Source organism: Blastococcus colisei, from assembly GCF_006717095.1.
Taxonomy (GTDB): Bacteria; Actinomycetota; Actinomycetes; order Mycobacteriales; family Geodermatophilaceae; genus Blastococcus_B; species Blastococcus_B colisei.
This window is the reverse complement of sequence record NZ_VFQE01000001.1, coordinates 3829598-3846033: the sequence shown is the minus strand read 5'-3', so window position 1 is coordinate 3846033 and position 16436 is coordinate 3829598. Positions and strand designations below refer to the sequence as shown.

The window sequence follows — 16436 nt, the reverse complement described above, 5'->3', positions numbered from 1 at the left end:
GTCACGCCCAGCCCGAACCGGACCAGGTGACGCCCGACCACGTGACGCCGGACCACGTCACGCCGGACCACGTCACGCCGGACCAGGTCACGCCGGACCACGTCACGCCGGACCAGGTCACGCCGGACCAGGTCACGCCGGACCACGTGACGCCGGACCAGGTCACCCCGGACCAGGTCACCCCGGACCAGGTCACCCCGGACCACGTGACCCCGGACAGCGCGGCCTGCTCCTCGGCCGGCATCTGGGCGAGCACCTTGTTCCGCTGCCCCGGCGGGAGCGCGTCGATGACCTTGGCCTTCTGCGCTGCCGGGAGCTTGGCGATCTCCCGGGCCTGCTTGTGGGCCGGCATCCTTCCGATCGCCGCGGCGTGTCCGCGCGCCTGCTTGTCGACCCTCTCCTTGACGCCCTTGGCGAGGTTCTGGGCGTTGGACTGGCCGATGGCCTTGCCGGCCACGTCGACCTCACCGGTGACCGCCTGGCCGTCGACCTCGACGACCACCGACCCACGCGCGGCGTCGAGCGAACCCGCACCGGTGGAGCGCGGATACGACTGCACCGCGTTCTCCGGCGTGGGCGCGTTCATGGCCGCGGCCAGGTCGATGAGGCCCGCACCCTGCTGCCGCGCCGTGGCGTTGGGCAGCGTCGTGGCGGTCCCCATGAGCAGGGCCTTGACCTCGTCGGGCGTGATGTCCGGACGCTGGTCGATCAGCAGCGCCGCGGCGCCCGAGACGACGGCTGCCGCCTGCGAGGTGCCGCTACCGCGGAACAGCCGCTCGCCGATGCGGGCGGCCGGAGCCTCCTGGTCCAGGAACGAATTCGGGCTCCGCAGGCTCACCACGCGCTCGCCGGGGGCGACCACGTCGGGGTTGCGGGTGCCGTCACCGTCGTTCGAGAACGCCGAGACGACGTCGTCGGCCGGGTCGGCCGTGCCCTTGGCGTCGTTGCTGCCCACGGCGATGACGTACGGGTCGGTGGCCGGGTTGTTGACCCTGCCCGTCCCGAAGCCCTCGTTGCCGACGGCGACGACGACCACGATGCCCTTGTGCCACGCCTGCTCGGCCGCGTAGGCCAGCGGGTCGAGGTGGTAGCTCTGCACGCCGTCGGTACCGAACGACATGTTGACGACACGGACGTTCAGGCCGTTGTCGTCCCCGTGCTCCACGACCCAGTCGATGGCGGCGATCGCCTGCGAGACGTCGGTGTGCCCGAGCGCGTCAGCGACCTTGATGCTGACGATGCGGGCGTCCGGCGCCATGCCGACGAAGTTGCTCGAGTCCCCGGAGTACGCCCCGGTCGCGGCGTCGTCCCGGCCGGCGATGATGCCGGCCATGTGCGTGCCGTGACCGTTGGTGTCCAGGTTCTCCAACGGCGTGCCGACCTCGAAGGAGAGGTCCGGCCCGTAGACCAGCTTGCCGGGCGCGGTGAACCCGTCGACCGGGACGGTGCCCGAGTCGATGACGGCCACGTCCACGCCCTCGCCGGTGAACCCGGCGTCCCACATCGCGGAGGCGCCGGTGACCTCGTTGGCGATCGTGTAGAGCGAACCCGGCTGCGCCAGCTGGCTCTCCACGTCGGTGCTCTGCAGGGCGAGCCCGGCGTTCTCGGTGACCGACTGGACGCCGGGCACCGCGCGGAGCGCGTCGACCCGGTCGACCGGGACGTCGGCGGTGAAGCCGCCGATGATTCCCAGCTGCCGGCTGACGGAGCCGCCGAACGCGGCCACCGCCCGCTCGGGGGCGTTCCCCGAGCCGGTGGCCTCGCGCACGATGACCGACACCGGGTCGGCCGACGACATCAGCGTGGCTGCGTTCGCGGTAGCGGGGCCGGTGAGCCCTGCCGCCACGAGCGTGGCCACGGCGACGGTCATCGCTCGCGTGGCATGCAGGGGGACGCCGCCCCAGGTCACGCCGTGACTCGGCGCGTCTGGAGCACCTCCATGCAGGTTGCTGCTGCTCATTCCGTACACCTCCTTGTGGATCCGCACTTCCATGTGTGTGCGACGTCCCTTCGGCAGCGATCGGGAGGTGCTGAAACGTTTGAGGACTCGACTGGAGCGGATACACCCACGCGAGTGACTAACTGCGAGCCGTTACATACGAGCGGTGACGAGAACGGTCACCGTCCGCCGCTGTCCGGTGGCACTGCGAAGTGGTGCGGCGCGTCGCGGGAGTCGGTTCCGGGACACGCGCGGAGGGCTGCATACGGTCCCGCGGCATGGAGCGACGGAGGTTCCTGCTCGCCCTCGCGGCCGGGCTGGCCGGTGCCGCCGTGGGCCGTGGCACCGTCGGCCAGGACAGGCCCGTCCCGGTAGCGGCTCCCGCGGCACCGCCGCTCGCCGCGGCCGCGGCGACGACCGTCGAGGTGCCCGCGGCCCTCCACCTCCTGCCGCCCGCGGGCGTGGTGCAGGGCCTGCCCGGCGACGGCGCCTCGCTGGCGCTCACGATCGACGACGGCACGAGCACCGAGGTCGTGGCCGCCTTCGCCACCTTCGCGGCCGACAGCGGCGTCCGGCTGACGTTCTTCCCCAACGGCTGCTACCGGTCGTGGGAGGACAACGCCGGGCGGCTCCGGCCCCTGGTCGAGTCGGGGCAGGTGGCCATGGGCAACCACACGTGGTCCCATCCCGACCTCCGGACCCTCGGCGACCGCGAGGTCGCCGAGGAGATCGGCCGCAACCGGGACTTCCTGCGCTCGGTCTTCGGCATCCGCGACAGCCCGTTCTTCCGGCCGCCCTTCGGGTCGCGCAACGAGCGCATCGACCGGATCGCCGCCGACCAGGGGCATCCCACCGTCGTCATGTGGGACGGGACGCTCGAGGACTCCCGCGTCCTGACCGCCGAGCAGCTGATGGCCGCTGCCCGGCAGTGGTGCACAGCGCAGCGGATCGTCGTCGGTCATGCCAACCACCCGACGGTGACCACCGTCTACGGGGACCTGCTCGCGCTGATCGCCGAGCGCGGGCTGCGCACCGTCACCCTCGCCGACGTGTGGGCGACTCCCGCGCAGCGACTCCGCGGCAGCGTCGCGACCGGCCGCGCCGCCACCTCCTGACGGTTCCCGGCCGACCTGCGGTCCGCCGCGTCTTCGGCAAGGCTGTGGGGGACGGCAATCGACGGGGAACGGAGGCATGATGGGGGACGACGGTGCCCTGAAGGGCCGGGTGGCACTGGTGACCGGCGCAGCCAGCGGGCTGGGCCGTGCGACGGCGGTGGCCCTGGCCGAGGCCGGTGCGCACGTGGTCATCGCCGACATCGACGCGGCAGGCAGCGAGGAGACGCGGACCCGGGTCGCCGATGCGGGCGGATCGGCCGAGGTCGTCCCGCTCGACGTGACCGACGACGCGAACCGGCGCGCGGTCGTCGCCGACCTGTTCGACCGGCACGGCGACGCGTTCGACGTCCTGGTGAACGTCGCCGGCATCGACCGCCCGGGCTACGTCACCGACATCGACCTCGCCGACTACCGCCGCGTCCAGGCGGTCAACTTCGAGGGCCCCGTCTTCCTGACCAGCGAGTTCATCAAGCGGGTGCAGCACCTGCCCGAGGGCAGGACCGCCGACGTCGTGCACGTGGTGTCCCTGTCGGCCATCACCTCGGGCAGCGGGGCGATCGCCTACAACGGCTCGAAGGCCGGCTTCCTGAACGCCACGAGGTGCATCCAGCGGGAGCTGCGCGAGAAGGCGGTGCAGCAGCCCGACGGCTCCGAGCGACCCTTTCCCTGCCGCGTGCAGGCGGTCATCCCGGCCGCGATGGACACTCCGATGATGGAGCAGTGGGGGATCCCGTCCCACCTGATGATGCCGCCCTCGGCGGTCGCGGACATGGTCCGCACCCTGGTGTCGCTGCACCCCACGAGCTTCGTGCCGGAGATGCAGATCGTGCCTCGGCTGGAGCCGAACTTCCCTCGATGAGCCACGCTGACCAGGAGACGTCATGAGCATGGCCGGACCGCACGGCAGGGACCCGGAGACCGGCATGGCGTCGGGCTCCGACGCGGGGGGAGCCGGCGGCCACCTGGGCCCCGGCGACCTCGCGCCCGACGAGGAGCGGCTCCTGGCGGCACTCGAGCGGGACGCGCGCGGCCTGCGGGAACCCACCGTGGAGGAGTCGCTGCCTCAGGTCCGCGCCGCTGAGGACGAGGGCCCGTTGCCGGGCAGGGGTGGTCCGCCCGACGACGGGCTGACGCCGGTGTTCACCGCACCGGAGTTGGACGACTGAGTCGCCACGTGAACAGCGGCTCGGTCGCCGCCCTCGCCCAGGCGGGACGCGTTCCCGCGAACGCGACTTCTCCTCCTCGCTGTCGCCGCGTCCTCGTGCGGGGGATCTCGTCGCCATAGGCGGCTGGATCTCTTCGTCGTCTCGCTGCCGGAACGTGCCTGGACGGGCTGCAGCCACCCACCGGCGATCTCTGGACATCGCGGTCACTGACCCACCGGGTTCCTGCTGGCGGTCACCGGCCGAGCCGAGCTGACGCGGATCGCCCGCCGCAGGCGACCGGACCACTCGGGATGGGCCCTGCCGCTGCCATGTCCTCGGCCCCCTGTGGCCCTCCTCCCCATAGGGGCGGGTGTAGGCCCGGCAAGTGGAGTGGCGTTCAGCCGTGGACGGCGTCGTGGAACTCGATCTCCGCGCGCAGTACCGAGCGGAACCAGCGATCGAGGTCTTCGTCGGTGACCTCGTCAGGGTCGAGAGCGTCAACGTCGTCGCTGAGGGCGTTCACCTGGGCGAGGAAGTCCGGGCCGGTGTGCAGGTCGATCCAGGCCTGCAGGTCCGGGTGTCGGCGCGTCACGGCGTCCGCGGCAGCTCCGGCGGCGGCCGTGCACCAGCGGGCGTACATGGTCTCGGCGGCCAGCATCCCGGTCACCGCGGCCGGGCGGCCGTCGGCAGCCACCTGGGTCAGGACGACGTCGGACAGCGACCGAGCCCGTACCTGGGTGGCAGCGGCGTCCACGGCGTCCACCGGCCAGCGATCGCGCAGGGCGGCGAAGTAGTCGCGCTGGTCGGTGACCAGGTTGGTCAGCGACCGGGCGTGGGGGAGCAGGGTCCCCCACGACGGCGACTCCCAGACAACGCGTCCCAGTACGCGGGCGGCGGTGAGGACGAAGGCTTCTTCGATGACCAGGTACCGCGCGAAGTCGCCGTCCGACAGCTCCCCCTCGGTCGCCTCTCGCACGAACCGGCATCCGCACGCGTCGTCCAGGGCCGCGGCCTGCCGGGCGACCAGGGCGGCGGACCGGCCGGTCACGCGCGGACCAGCCAGCGGACCAGGCCGTCGAACATCCCGGCGTAGCCGGGCCACTCCTCGCAGAACGCCGGCGGGGCCCAGTGCGGCGAGCAGTCGGACGTGAACGCGGCCGCACGGCCGCGGCCGTGCTCGCCCAGGGCGATCAGCGGGTCGTCTCCCACGCGCACCGGGACGTGGGCGCCCTCGCGGGCCACCACGCGGTTGTAGCCGAGCAGCAGCGGCCACTCATCTCCGGCGTCCCCGAGTGCGGGATGGTCGGCGTCGACCACGGTCGGGTGGACGCCGGCCGGGCATTCGACCCGGTCGTCCTCGGGCAGCATGGTGACCGGCAGGACCTCGGCGATCGCCGTCTGGCGGAAGGCGGCACGGGCCTGGAAGCCGCTGAAGGACAGATAACCGCCGATCATGAGCAGGGCTCCACCGTCGGCGACCCAGTCCCGCAGGACAGCCAGCCGGTCCTGGCCCGGACGGGAGCCTTCGAAGACGCCGGGGGCCAGCTGGATGGAGTTTGCGCCGATGTCGGAGAGCACCACGAGGTCGTAGGCCGACAGCGCCTCCGCGTCGCCGGGGAAGTCGGTCGGCACCAGGTGGGCGGGCAGGTGGATCACCTCGTGGCCGCGGGCGGTCAGCGCTTCCCGCAGCGGCCCGACGCCCTCGACGTAGGAGTGCACCGAGAACTCGTCGACGCCCTTGACGTGGGTGGAGGTGGTCATCCAGCTCTCGCCGGCGATGAGGATTCGGGCCATGGTGCGGTCAGTGTCCTTCGTGTGGTGTGGCAGGGGAGTGGGCGCGCTCGAACAGCCGGCGCGGGTTGTCGGTCATCAGAGAGGTCACCAGGGCCGGGTCCAGGCCGGCGCGTCGGAGCCGATCGGCGAACACCACCGGCACGTAAGCCAAGCCGTTGCCCCCGAACCGGGTGAGCATCGCCTTGAGGAAGAGGTCGTGGGAGAGCAGCACCTGCTCTGCGTGGCCGGCGTCGACGAGCGCACTGACGGCGGCGGCCGTCTCGGCCGGTGACGGGGACTGCCCCTCACCGGGGAAGTGGAAGGGCATGCCCACCATGTCGAACTCCAGCACCACTCCGCGCGCCGCGACCGCCTGCTGGTACGACCGGTCATCGCCGGAGGGGTCCATGTGGCAGAGGACGACGGCGCCGGGGTCCACACCTTCCTCCTCGAGGACGAGGTCGAGCACCTCGTGCGCCCGCCGCTGCCAGCCGGGCAGGTGCACGAACAACGGCACCCGCACGTGCCGCTGGGCACGGCAGGCGGCCCGCAGAGCCCTCCGCTCGTCAGGGGTGAAGGCCGGGGACACGCCGATCTCCCCGATCACACCGGGTCGGACGGCGCGGTCCGGTTCGAACTCCGCGGTCAGCTCGGCGGCGAGGTCGTCCACCGCGACGGCCGCCAGGTCCGGCGGATGGGTGGCCTGCAGGTACCACCCCGAACCCATCACCACCTGCATCCCGCTGGCGCGGGAGAGGGATACCAGGCGCTCGGGGTCCCGGCCCAGGCCCGGCGGGGTCAGGTCGATCACCGTCCGGCCCCCGGCGGCGGCGAAGCCGCGCAGATCGGCGGCCATGGCGTCGTCGTCGTCGAGCCGGCAGTTGTCCGCGCTCTCGTACGGGTGGTCGGAGAGCAGCCAGGCCAGCTCGGCCCCGACCGGACCGTCGAGCAGTGCGGCGACGCGCGGGTCCTCCGCCGTCCGGACCGCGGCGGCGTTGTCGTTGGCCAGGTGCTCGTGCGGCAGGACCAGCCCGAGGTCGGCCGAGTCGACCTCGCCGAGCACCGTCCGGACGGTCGTCATGAGCGGACGCCGAGTCTCCGCAGCGCGTGGGCGATGCCGACGCTGCGCAGGTTCACCCAGATGACGAGCAGCAGGACCGTGCCGGTGATGATCGGGGTCAGGAAGGGACTCACGCCGATCAGCGTCAGGCCGTTGGCGATCACCGTGATCAGCACGGCGCCGATCAGGGTGCCGACCACCGTGCCGCGCCCGCCGAACAGACTGGTTCCGCCCAGGACCACCGCGGCGATCACGGTCAGCTCGAAACCTTGTGCGGAGTTCGCCGAGCCGGAGCCCAGCCGGGCCGCGACCAGGATGCCCGCGATACCAGCGGCCAGGCCACTGAGCATGAGAGTCCACATCTTCACCCGGCGGACGTTGACCCCGGCCCGGCGGACGGACTCCTCGGCAGCTCCGATGCCGACGACGTACTGCCCGAACCGGAGCCGATGCAGCGTCACCAGGCCCAGCGCGACGATCAGCACGGCGATCCAGGCACTGCTGGAGAAGCCCAGCCACCGGGCGCTGCCGAGCTGCGCGAAGAAGGTGCTGGAATCGATCGGCACGGAGAAGCCCTGCGTGGTGAGGAGCGCGATGCCGCGGATCACCGAGAGGGTGGCCAGCGTGACGATGAACGCCGGGATGCCGGCGTAGGCGGTGAACCAGCCGTTGACCAGCCCCCAGCCGGCGCCCATGAGCAGTCCGGCGATGAGGACCAGCGAGGAGTCCCAGCCGGCGACCAGGAGCTGCGCGCAGACCGCCGAGACGAAGGCGATGATCGAGCCGACCGACAGGTCGATCTGGCCGGCCGTGATCACGAAGGTCATGGCCACGGCGACGATGAGCACCGGGGCGACCTGGGTGGCCAGGTTGGAGATGTTGGCGAAGGTCAGGAAGGTGTCCGACGACAGCGCGAAGAACGCGCAGACGGCCAGCGTCACCACGGCCATGATCAGCGTGGCCTTGTTCGCCCGTTGCCACCACGACTGCGGTCGGGCCAATCGGCGGCTGGCGGTGTCGGCCTCTCCGGGAAGGGTGGTCGCGGTCATCAGGCCACTCCCTGCTGCGGCTCGCTACGGGTGATGAGGGCGACGAGCTTCTCGATGTCGAGCTCGCCGATCGGGACGTCGTCCACGCTCTCGCCCTCATACATGACGGTGATCCGGTCGCAGACGCGGAACAGGTCCTGCAACCGGTGGGTGATGAGGATGACGCCGACCCCGCGGGATGCGACGTCGGTGATCAGCCGCAGCACCGACTCCACCTCGGCGACGGCCAGCGCGGCGGTCGGCTCGTCGAGGATGAGGACGTCCGGGGCGAAGGAGACCGCCCGGGCGATGGCGACGGTCTGCCGCTGCCCCCCGGAGAGGGTGCCGATCTCCTGGTGGGTGGAGGAGACCTTCACGTGCAGGTCGGCGAGGATCTGGGCCGCCTGCTCGTGCATCTTCCGCTTGTCCACGAACGGCCCGCGGTGCGGCTCCCGGCCCAGGAACAGGTTGCTGGCCACGTCGAGCGTGTCGCACAGCGCGAGGTCCTGGTAGACGATGCCGATCTTCTCGCCCTGTGCGTCCGCCGGGCTGGCGAAGCTCACCGGGCGGCCGTGTACCCGGATCTCTCCGCCGTCGTGCTGCACGGCGCCGGCCAGGACCTTCATCAGCGTGGACTTCCCGGCGCCGTTGTCGCCGACGAGGCCGAGGACCTCCCCGCGCCGCAGGGTCAGGTCGACGCCCCGGAGCGACTGCACCGGTCCGTAGGACTTGGTGATCCCCCTGAGCTCGACGAGGAGGTCCCCGGTCTCGTCAGTCATGCCTCAGCCCTCCAGGTAGTAGAGGTAGTCCTCGTAGTTCTCCGGCGTGACGATCTGCGTGTCCACCGGGTACTCCTCCTGCACCGGATTGCCGCAGGCCAGGTCGATCGCCGCCGCCATCGCCTGGTAGCCGAACTCGAAGGTGTTCTGCTGCACGACACCGGCGATCCAGCCCTCCTCCAGGCCGTCGACCACGGGCTCGGCGAGGTCCCACCCGACGACGGTGACGCGGTCCTGCGCCGCCTGGCTCCGCACGGCCGCGGCCAGCCCGATGAGTGCCGGCTCCCCGGTCGCGTACAGGTACTGCAGATCGGGGTTGCCGGTGAGCAGGTTCTCGGCCGCCGTCTGCGCGTTCTCCTGGATGTTGCGGCCGTCGACCACGGTGCCGATGGTCATGCCACCCTCGGTGACCGCCTCCTCGAACCCGCGCTGGCGCTCGAGCTGGATCGTGCTGTTGAGCGCCCCGACGATGCCGACCTCGCCCTCGCCGCCGGACTCCTCCAGCAACAGCTCGCCGATCTGCGCGCCGCCCTCGGCGTTCGCCGTCCCGACCTGGGTGTCGACCGCCGGGTCCTCGACGATCGCATCGACCGCGACGACCGGCACACCCGCTTCGTCGGCCGCGCGGATGGCGGGCTTGATGCCCTCGGTGTCGATGGCGGCCACGATGATCGCGTCGACGCCGTCGGCGACGAGGGTGTTGATCGCGTTGGCCTGGGTCACCGAGTCGTTCTCGCCACTGATGATCTGCAGGTCGACGCCGTACTCGTCGGCCATCGCCTGGGCGGCCTCGTTGATCTGGTTGAAGAACAGCGCCTGGAGGTTGATCGTCACCAGGCCGATCTCCAGCTCGTCGGTGGTCTCGCAACCCTCGGGCTGCATGCTGGGCTCGGGCAGCGAGCTGGCGTTGCTGCTGCCGTCGTCCGATGCCGAACCCGATTCGGCCGGGGAGCTGCTGTCACAGGCGCTCAGCACCAACAGGCTGGCGCCGGCGGCAAGGGCGAGAGTGCGTCTCATTGCGTCCTCCAAGGTGGGGTGCGGTGGGAGTGCCGTGGTGCGATCGCGGGGCTGCTCAGGACGTGGCCGGCAGCGGGGGGAGAGCGGCGTCGACGTCGGACCGCCGGGGAGCGCCGCGCGCCCCGGGCACCGTGCAGGACAGGCTGGCGGCCACACCGGCCCGGCTCGCCGCCTCCGCCGGGGACAGACCTGCGTCGATGCCGGCCAGGTACGTGCCGACGAAGCAGTCGCCGGCGCCGGTGTCGTCGACCACCGGGACGGTGAGCGCCTCGCCGGTCAGCACGGAGCCATCGGGCTCGTGCAGCGTCCAGCCGCGGGGGCCGTCGGTGACCAGCAGGCAGGCGGCCGATTCGCGGGCCAGCCGCGCCCACTCCGCGCGTGGAACGCCGAGGAGCTCCTCCAGCCGACGCCGCCCGACGATGACGTGCCCGGCGGCTCGCAACCCTGCGAGGGCGAGGCCGCGGTCGTCGCAGCCGTCCAGGTCGACCGCGACGACGACGCCCGGCCCGGACGCCGCGCCGATCTGCGCCGCGCGGTAGCCGTCGAGGTAGAACAGGCCACCCCCGGCAGCGGCGAGGCGCGCGGCGGAGGAGAGCACGTGCGCGGGACCGAGGGCGTCGTCCTGGCTCACGACCGCTCGGCGGCCCTCGGCGTCGACGAGCACGATCGCCGTGGAGAGGAACGCCGAGCGGTCGGTCCAGCTCACGTCGACCTTCTCGGCCTGCAGTTCCTCGAGGAAGCGGCCGGACAACGGGTCGTTCCCGACGACGCCGGCGAAGGCGACCCGCGCTCCGGCGCGGGCCGCGGCGACCGCGGCGTTGGCCGCCATGCCGCCGGGCGAGTGCGTGATCCCGGCAGCGTGCACCCTCTCGTCGGGGCGCGGCAGCGTCGGCACCCGCGCGACGACGTCGAGGTTGGCGTACCCGCAGAAGACGATCATCGACCGGCGGCACGGGCGACGGCACGGACCTTGTCCGGGGACACCCGCCCCCACCACCGACCGTTCTCCTTGGCGGCGGAGGCGACGATGGCGCCGTCGCACTCGTCGAGCAGCACGCGGACGTTGCTCGGGTCGATGCCGCTGCCGATGACGACCGGAAGCTGTGTGTGGTCGCGGATCCCGACCACCTCGGAGACCGACGTCGGGTGACCGGTGCGGGAACCAGTGGCGATGAGGACGTCGGCGTCGAAGAACTCGGCGTCCTCGGTCTGTTCGGCCAGCGTGCGGTCAGCGACGATCGCGTGCGCCCCGTGCTTGACGTGCACGTCGGCGAAGACCCTGACCGGGTCGGCCCCGATGCCGTGCCGGTACCGGGTGGTGCGGGCGGCCTGGCCCTCGATGATGCCCTCGTTGGCGACATAGGCATTGGCCCATTGGTTGACCCGGATCCATCCAGCGCCGGAGGCCCAGGCGGCGGCTACCGCGCACTCGCCGGCGTTCGACAGCACGCTGACCCCGACGTGCGGGCCGAGCTCGGCGACCACCGCCGCGGTGACCACGCCCATGGTGGCGGCGACCTCGTAGCCGTGCTGGCCGGGCTTCAGGAACGGCAGGTCGCCGTGGTTCTCCACGATCACGGAGTCGAAGCCGTTGCCGACGTAGGCCCGTGCCTCTTCGACGGCGAAGCGGCAGATGTCCGCCACCGGCTGGCCGCGGTAGGCCGGGCTTCCCGGCAGCGGGGGGAGATGGACCGCCCCGATCAGCGCTTCGCCCTCCCCGAAGAGGGCCCTGACCGCCGACGGTTTGGGCGGGAAGACACCGAACGCAGCCACGTGGCGCACCTCATGTAATCGATTACAAGTGCCGAGAACCGTAGCGGGCGGCGCGCTGCCCATGTCAAGAGCAATCGATTACATTCCGGTTGCGACGCGAGGAGGAGAGCCGTGCCGAGAGTGACCATCCGGGACGTAGCCGCCCGGGCCGGGGTCTCGACGGCCACCGTCTCGCGGGCGCTGTCGGGGGCCCGCCCCGTTTCCCCTGAGGTGGCTGATCAGGTGCACCGGGCGGTTCAGGACCTGGGCTATTCGGGCAACGGCATCGCCAGCGCCCTGCGCCGTAGCCGCACCGACACGGTCGGCATGGTCGTGCCGAGCGTCGCCAACCCGTTCTTCACGTCGCTGGTCGAGAACGTCGAGTACGCGCTGCAGCAGGCCGGGCGCCAGCTCTTCCTCTGCTCGTCCCGCTCGGACCCGGCACTCGAGGCGCAGCGACTGCGCAGCCTGGTCGCCCGGCAGGTCGACGGGATCGTCATCAGTCCGGTCCACGGCACGGAGAGCACCGAGGCGGTGGCGTGGGCCGCCGCGGAGCTGCCGCTCGTGCAGGTGGACCGTTACGTCTCGGGGGTGCCCAGCGACTGGGTCGGGGTGGACGACGAGGCCGGCATGGTCCTCGTCATGGACCACCTGGCCGCGCGTGGTGCCCGGTCGGCGGCCTTCGTCAGCTCGCGCCTGACCAACTCCTCCACCGAACTGCGACTAGCGGGTTTCCGCCGGCACACCGAACGGCTCGGCATCGCGGTCGACGACGAGCACGTGCTCCTGGGGGAGTACTCGATCGACTGGGGCAGGGAAGGGACCGCGCGGCTGCTCCGGTCGCGGCGACTGCCTGACGCGATCGTCTGCGCCGACGACCTCATCGCCCTCGGGGTCGTGCAGGCCTGCTCCGAGGCGGGGGTCGAGGTCCCCGGCGATGTCCTCGTCACCGGCTTCGACGACATCCCGTTCTCCGCGCTGTCGGCTCCGCCGTTGACGACGGTGCGCCAACCCCAGGAACTCATCGCCACGGAGGCGGTCCGGCTGCTGCAACGCGCCCTGGAACCCTCTGTCGTCGAGCCGGCGCGCATCTCCCTGAGTCCCAGCCTGGTGGTCCGCGCGAGCACTGGTCCGGCGCCGAGACAGGCACACCCGGGCGCTCCGGTCAGCGGGACCAGCGGGCGGCGACCTCGGTGAGCAGGGTGGCCGCCTCCTCCAACTCGGCCAGCTCCGCGTACTCGTCGACGGCGTGCATGACCGCGGGCGTTCCCGGACCCCACACGACGATCGGCGCGCCATTGACCACCTGCCCGAGCACCGAGGCGTCGGTGAAGTACGTGGCCGGCGTCCGCAGCACCGGCGCGGGCAGGGCGGCAACCCACGGATCGTCGGCCGTGGTGCCCACCGGGGGCAGGTCGACTCGCACCTCCACGTCGGCGACCTCGGGTTGGGCGCGCCACCAGGCCAGCAGCTCGGCGCCGTCTGCGACGGTGCGCATGTCGATGACCGCCTCCGCCCGGTGGGGCACGACGTTGGGCACCGTGCCTCCGGCCACGATCCCGCAGTTCCACGTCTCAACTCCCAGGAAGGGGTCGCGGGCCAGCGGCAAGGCGCTCCGCGCCCGGGCGAGGACGGCGACAAGGTCGAGGACGGCGTTGTGACCACGCTCCGGGGTGCTGCCGTGGGCAGCCCGCCCGGCGGTCCGGACGGCGAGCCACAGGGCGCCCTTGTGGCCGAGCACGACCTGGTTGCCGGTGGCCTCGGGGACGACGACCGCACCGACCGACTGCTCGGCCACGGCCGCTGCCGCGGCAATCGCGCCCTTCGAGCCGACCTCCTCATCACTGGTCAGCAGGAGGGCGATCGGGGTCTGCGGGTCCGTCGCGGCGAACGCGGCAGCCGCCGCGACCAAGCCCGACTTCATGTCGCTGCTGCCGCGGCCCCACACCCGGCCGTCCTCGACGTCGGCACCGAACGGGTCGCGCTGCCAGACGCCGGGGTCGGGCACCGGGACGGTGTCGACATGGCAGGCGAACAGCAGCTGCGCGCGAGCGGGGTCGGTCGGCGTCCGGAGCAGGGTCCACGGCTGGTCGGGGTCGCGACCGACGCGGACGTCGAGATGCGGGGCCCGCTCACGCAGCACCTCGGTGACCAGCCCCATGCAGTCGCGCTGGGCGGTGGCGTTCCCCGACACCGTCGGGCGGCGGACCAGCTCGCGCACCAGAACCGACGCGTCCAGCTCCGCGGCAGCAGGGTCCATGGTCCGATCCTGCACAGATCTCACTGCCGGCGTCCACACTCGCCTACCACCAGCCGGGATGCCTGGCGGCCCTGCGAGGCTGATGGCGTCAGTAGGTGGGGCCACGGAGGTGGCAGGGTCGCTGTGAGAGGAGCCCGATGAGCAGGACCGAGGCGGAGACAGGGCGCGTGGTCGTCGTCGGTTCAGCCAACGCCGATCTGGTGCTGCAGGTCCATCATCGACCGGCACCGGGTGAGACGGTGCTGGCCGGTACGTCCACGACGACACCGGGTGGCAAGGGTGCGAACCAGGCAGTCGCGGCGGCCCGCATGGGCGGACGGGCAACGTTCGTCGGCTGCGTCGGTCGCGACGGGCACGCCCGGCTGCTGCAGTCATCCATGCATGAGGCAGGGGTCGATCTGGCGGGAGTCGCGGTCGTCGACGCCCCGACCGGCCATGCGGTCATCGTCATCACTCCTGACGGCGAGAACTCGATCATCGTGACACCGGGCGCGAACTCCTCCCTCGACGCGGACGCCGTGGACCGCAGCGCAGCCAGGTGGACCGGCGACGACGTCGTGGTCGCCCAGCTCGAGATTCCGATGGAGACCGTCACGCGAGCTGCTCGCCGCGCAGCGCAGGTGGGAGCGCGATTCGTCCTCAATGCTGCACCGGCTGCGGCAGTGGCCCCCGAGGTGCTCGCGCTGTGCGATCCGCTCGTCGTCAACGAGGACGAGGCCGGAGTCATCGTTGCGCATGCCGGCGTCGACCTCGGCGCAAATCTGGAAGGCATCAAGGCCACCGCGGCGGCGCTGACCGCACTCGGCGCTCGGTCGGCCGTCGTGACACTCGGGCCCGAAGGCGCCCTGGTCGCGTCCGCGGCGGGTGTGGAGCACATCCCGGCGCCCCGCGTGCGGGCTGTCGACACGACCGGGGCCGGGGACGGTTTCGTAGGTGCGCTCGCTGCCCGGCTGAGCAGAGGCGACAGCCTTTCCGACGCCGCGCGCGTCGCCGCTGCCTTCGCGAGTGCGGCAGTCACCCGGCTGGGCGCACAGTCGGCCTACGTCGAGGAGTCCGCGCTCGAAGCCGTCCTCTCGGAGAGGACGGCAGCCACCTCGGGGCCGTAGGAAGGCCTCGGCTAGCAGCTCGGTCAACCTTGCCAGGCCGCTGTCGAGGTCGCGTGCGCCCGAGCGGACAGGACCTGCGCGCCGGGAAGCGGACCGGGGGCTCTGCCGCAGTCAGGCTGTGCTCCATGACTGCTCGAGCAGCCCGTCGGTGTCGAGCAACGAGTGGACCTTCTGCGCGGCTGGTCAACGGTCCTGCGGGCGCAGGCGGACGGCGCCGTCCTCGGCGCGCTCGGGCAGCAATCGGCCGAGCAGCTCGTCGCGTACGAGCTCCATCGACCGCTCCCGCAGGCCGACCAGTGCACGACCGAGAGCTACACCCCCGTCGTCGAAGGCCTGGTCCCGGCGCTCGACCAGCCGTCGGTGTAGAGCGACTGCGTGCTGCCGTGGACGATGACCGCCATCTGCTCCGTACGGTCGGCGTGCGGATCGACCCCGAGCACGAGGTCCGCCCGGCGGGCGGTGAGCACCTGCGGGGCGCCGTCGGGTCCGATCAGCAGCGGCGGGAGATGGCCGGGACTCGCCCAGCGGGGGCGGGTGGCCCCGGCACCCTCCTCGGTCGGCTCCAGTCGCCCGACGAGGAGCGGAGCCGTGATGACGAGCCCGAGGCCCTCCATCGCCACGCCCAGCCGGACCAGTACGTGGGTGGGGCCGTCGCCGCTGTCGTAGGCGACGCTTCAAAGGGGGGCACGCAGCTGGCCCATGCGGGTTTCCACTCCGCGTCGTGGCCGACGACGCCGCCGATGACCAGCATTGTCCAGTCCTTGCCGAGGTCGACCGGCGTCCCGGGGGTCAGGAAGTCGATCTGCCGGCCGGGGTCGCTCACGCGGGCAGGGCCTGCGCCGACGCCGCCGGGCGGCACCAGGCGGCGAGCGCGCGGAACGTGCCGCGCGCGGAGTCGATCATCGCGTCGGCGTCCCCGCCGGCGTCGACGCGCGCGCGGGTCACCCGCCGGAACGCCGCCCACATCGCTCCGGTCTCGCTGCCGTAGGGCGTGAAGGCACGGAGCCGGACGTCGGCCACCTGCGGGAGCGAGGCCAGGTGCCGGTCGATGACGACGCCGCCGAGTGTGGACCCCTCCAGCACGTACAGCCGGCCGAGGGCCGCGTCGGTGCCGTTCACGGCGGGCAGGTGCGGCTCGTCGCCCGTCGGGGTCCCGCCCAGGGCGGCCAGGTCGGCGGCGAAGAGGCCGGCCCGGCGACGGCGGGGCCAGTCCACGGCCGCGGCGTCCTGCGGGTACTGGGAGCCCCACCGGTCCAGGCCCGCCTCGGCGGCCACCCAGAATCCGTGCATCCGGTCGAGCACGTCGGTCAGCCGGCTGCGCTCCAGCCCCGGGTCGAGCAGGGCCAGGGTGTGCTCGACGTCCTCGTGCTCGCGAGCGGTGCCGCTGCGCAGCCGGCGCAGGACGTCGTTCCCGCTGCGGTCGTGGGCGCGCGCAGCCGTCTCTCCCGCAGCCATCGGGCCG

General features: G+C 72.3%; 17 protein-coding genes. 5 read left to right on the top strand and 12 right to left on the bottom strand.

Going from position 1 to position 16436, the window contains the following annotated elements; all coding sequences use genetic code 11:
* Position 1: 1 nt before the first annotated feature.
* A complete protein-coding gene (locus FHU33_RS18240; protein WP_170182516.1) occupies positions 2-1870 on the bottom strand; it encodes a S8 family serine peptidase in 1869 nt (622 codons plus the stop codon).
* 347 nt (positions 1871-2217) lie between these two features.
* On the opposite strand from FHU33_RS18240, the gene FHU33_RS18235 reads away from it, so the two are divergent.
* From FHU33_RS18235 to FHU33_RS18225, 3 genes are all read left to right on the top strand, one after another.
* Positions 2218-3054: a polysaccharide deacetylase family protein gene (locus FHU33_RS18235; protein ID WP_142026639.1), complete on the top strand. Its 837-nt coding sequence runs from the start codon at positions 2218-2220 to the stop codon at positions 3052-3054.
* A gap of 76 nt (positions 3055-3130) precedes the next feature.
* Complete coding sequence (locus tag FHU33_RS18230; RefSeq protein ID WP_246063822.1) at positions 3131-3913, top strand: SDR family NAD(P)-dependent oxidoreductase; 783 nt, start codon at positions 3131-3133, stop codon at positions 3911-3913.
* 22 nt (positions 3914-3935) lie between these two features.
* The gene (locus FHU33_RS18225) at positions 3936-4220 is read left to right on the top strand and encodes a hypothetical protein (RefSeq protein WP_246063820.1); all 285 of its coding nucleotides are present in this window, start codon (positions 3936-3938) and stop codon (positions 4218-4220) included.
* Positions 4221-4596: 376 nt separating this feature from the next.
* On the opposite strand, the gene FHU33_RS18220 is transcribed toward FHU33_RS18225, so the two are convergent.
* From FHU33_RS18220 to FHU33_RS18185, 8 genes are read right to left on the bottom strand one after another with little or no spacing between them, the layout of a single operon-like run.
* Positions 4597-5247, bottom strand: a complete 651-nt coding sequence (locus FHU33_RS18220) for a TenA family protein (RefSeq protein WP_142026637.1) — start codon at positions 5245-5247, stop codon at positions 4597-4599.
* Positions 5244-5993, bottom strand: a complete 750-nt coding sequence (locus tag FHU33_RS18215; RefSeq protein WP_142026635.1) for a glutamine amidotransferase — start codon at positions 5991-5993, stop codon at positions 5244-5246. The genes FHU33_RS18220 and FHU33_RS18215 overlap by 4 nt, the downstream gene beginning before the upstream one ends.
* 7 nt (positions 5994-6000) lie before the next feature.
* Entirely contained in the window at positions 6001-7053 is a 1053-nt protein-coding gene (locus tag FHU33_RS18210; RefSeq protein ID WP_142026633.1) for a phosphotriesterase family protein, read from the bottom strand.
* Complete coding sequence (locus tag FHU33_RS18205; RefSeq protein ID WP_142026631.1) at positions 7050-8081, bottom strand: ABC transporter permease; 1032 nt, start codon at positions 8079-8081, stop codon at positions 7050-7052. Before FHU33_RS18205 ends, FHU33_RS18210 begins: the two co-directional genes overlap by 4 nt.
* On the bottom strand, positions 8081-8839 hold the full coding sequence (locus FHU33_RS18200; protein ID WP_142026629.1) for an ATP-binding cassette domain-containing protein: 759 nt from the start codon (positions 8837-8839) through the stop codon (positions 8081-8083). Before FHU33_RS18200 ends, FHU33_RS18205 begins: the two co-directional genes overlap by 1 nt.
* A gap of 3 nt (positions 8840-8842) precedes the next feature.
* Positions 8843-9856 (bottom strand): substrate-binding domain-containing protein, encoded by a 1014-nt coding sequence (locus FHU33_RS18195; RefSeq protein WP_142026627.1) that lies wholly within the window; start codon positions 9854-9856, stop codon positions 8843-8845.
* Positions 9857-9911: 55 nt separating this feature from the next.
* A complete protein-coding gene (locus tag FHU33_RS18190) occupies positions 9912-10796 on the bottom strand; it encodes a carbohydrate kinase family protein (RefSeq protein ID WP_142026625.1) in 885 nt (294 codons plus the stop codon).
* Positions 10793-11629: a BtpA/SgcQ family protein gene (locus tag FHU33_RS18185; RefSeq protein ID WP_246063817.1), complete on the bottom strand. Its 837-nt coding sequence runs from the start codon at positions 11627-11629 to the stop codon at positions 10793-10795. The genes FHU33_RS18190 and FHU33_RS18185 overlap by 4 nt, the downstream gene beginning before the upstream one ends.
* A 111-nt stretch (positions 11630-11740) precedes the next feature.
* Between FHU33_RS18185 and FHU33_RS18180 the strand changes: the two genes are divergently transcribed.
* Complete coding sequence (locus tag FHU33_RS18180) at positions 11741-12805, top strand: LacI family DNA-binding transcriptional regulator (protein ID WP_142026621.1); 1065 nt, start codon at positions 11741-11743, stop codon at positions 12803-12805.
* Here FHU33_RS18180 and FHU33_RS18175 read toward each other — a convergent pair.
* On the bottom strand, positions 12774-13868 hold the full coding sequence (locus FHU33_RS18175) for a M20/M25/M40 family metallo-hydrolase (RefSeq protein WP_211355183.1): 1095 nt from the start codon (positions 13866-13868) through the stop codon (positions 12774-12776). The two genes, FHU33_RS18180 and FHU33_RS18175, sit on opposite strands and share 32 nt — an antisense overlap.
* Positions 13869-14005: 137 nt before the next feature.
* Between FHU33_RS18175 and FHU33_RS18170 the strand changes: the two genes are divergently transcribed.
* The gene (locus FHU33_RS18170) at positions 14006-14974 is read left to right on the top strand and encodes a ribokinase (RefSeq protein WP_142026620.1); all 969 of its coding nucleotides are present in this window, start codon (positions 14006-14008) and stop codon (positions 14972-14974) included.
* A 311-nt stretch (positions 14975-15285) separates the two neighbouring features.
* Here FHU33_RS18170 and FHU33_RS18165 read toward each other — a convergent pair whose 3' ends face one another.
* Both FHU33_RS18165 and FHU33_RS18160 read right to left on the bottom strand, forming a co-directional pair.
* Positions 15286-15588 carry a SpoIIE family protein phosphatase gene (locus tag FHU33_RS18165; RefSeq protein ID WP_246063963.1) on the bottom strand — a complete coding sequence of 101 codons (303 nt, stop codon included), beginning with the start codon at positions 15586-15588 and terminating at the stop codon, positions 15286-15288.
* A 205-nt stretch (positions 15589-15793) separates the two neighbouring features.
* Positions 15794-16429, bottom strand: coding sequence for a biliverdin-producing heme oxygenase (locus FHU33_RS18160; protein WP_142026617.1), 636 nt, complete (start codon positions 16427-16429; stop codon positions 15794-15796).
* Positions 16430-16436 lie beyond the last annotated feature (7 nt).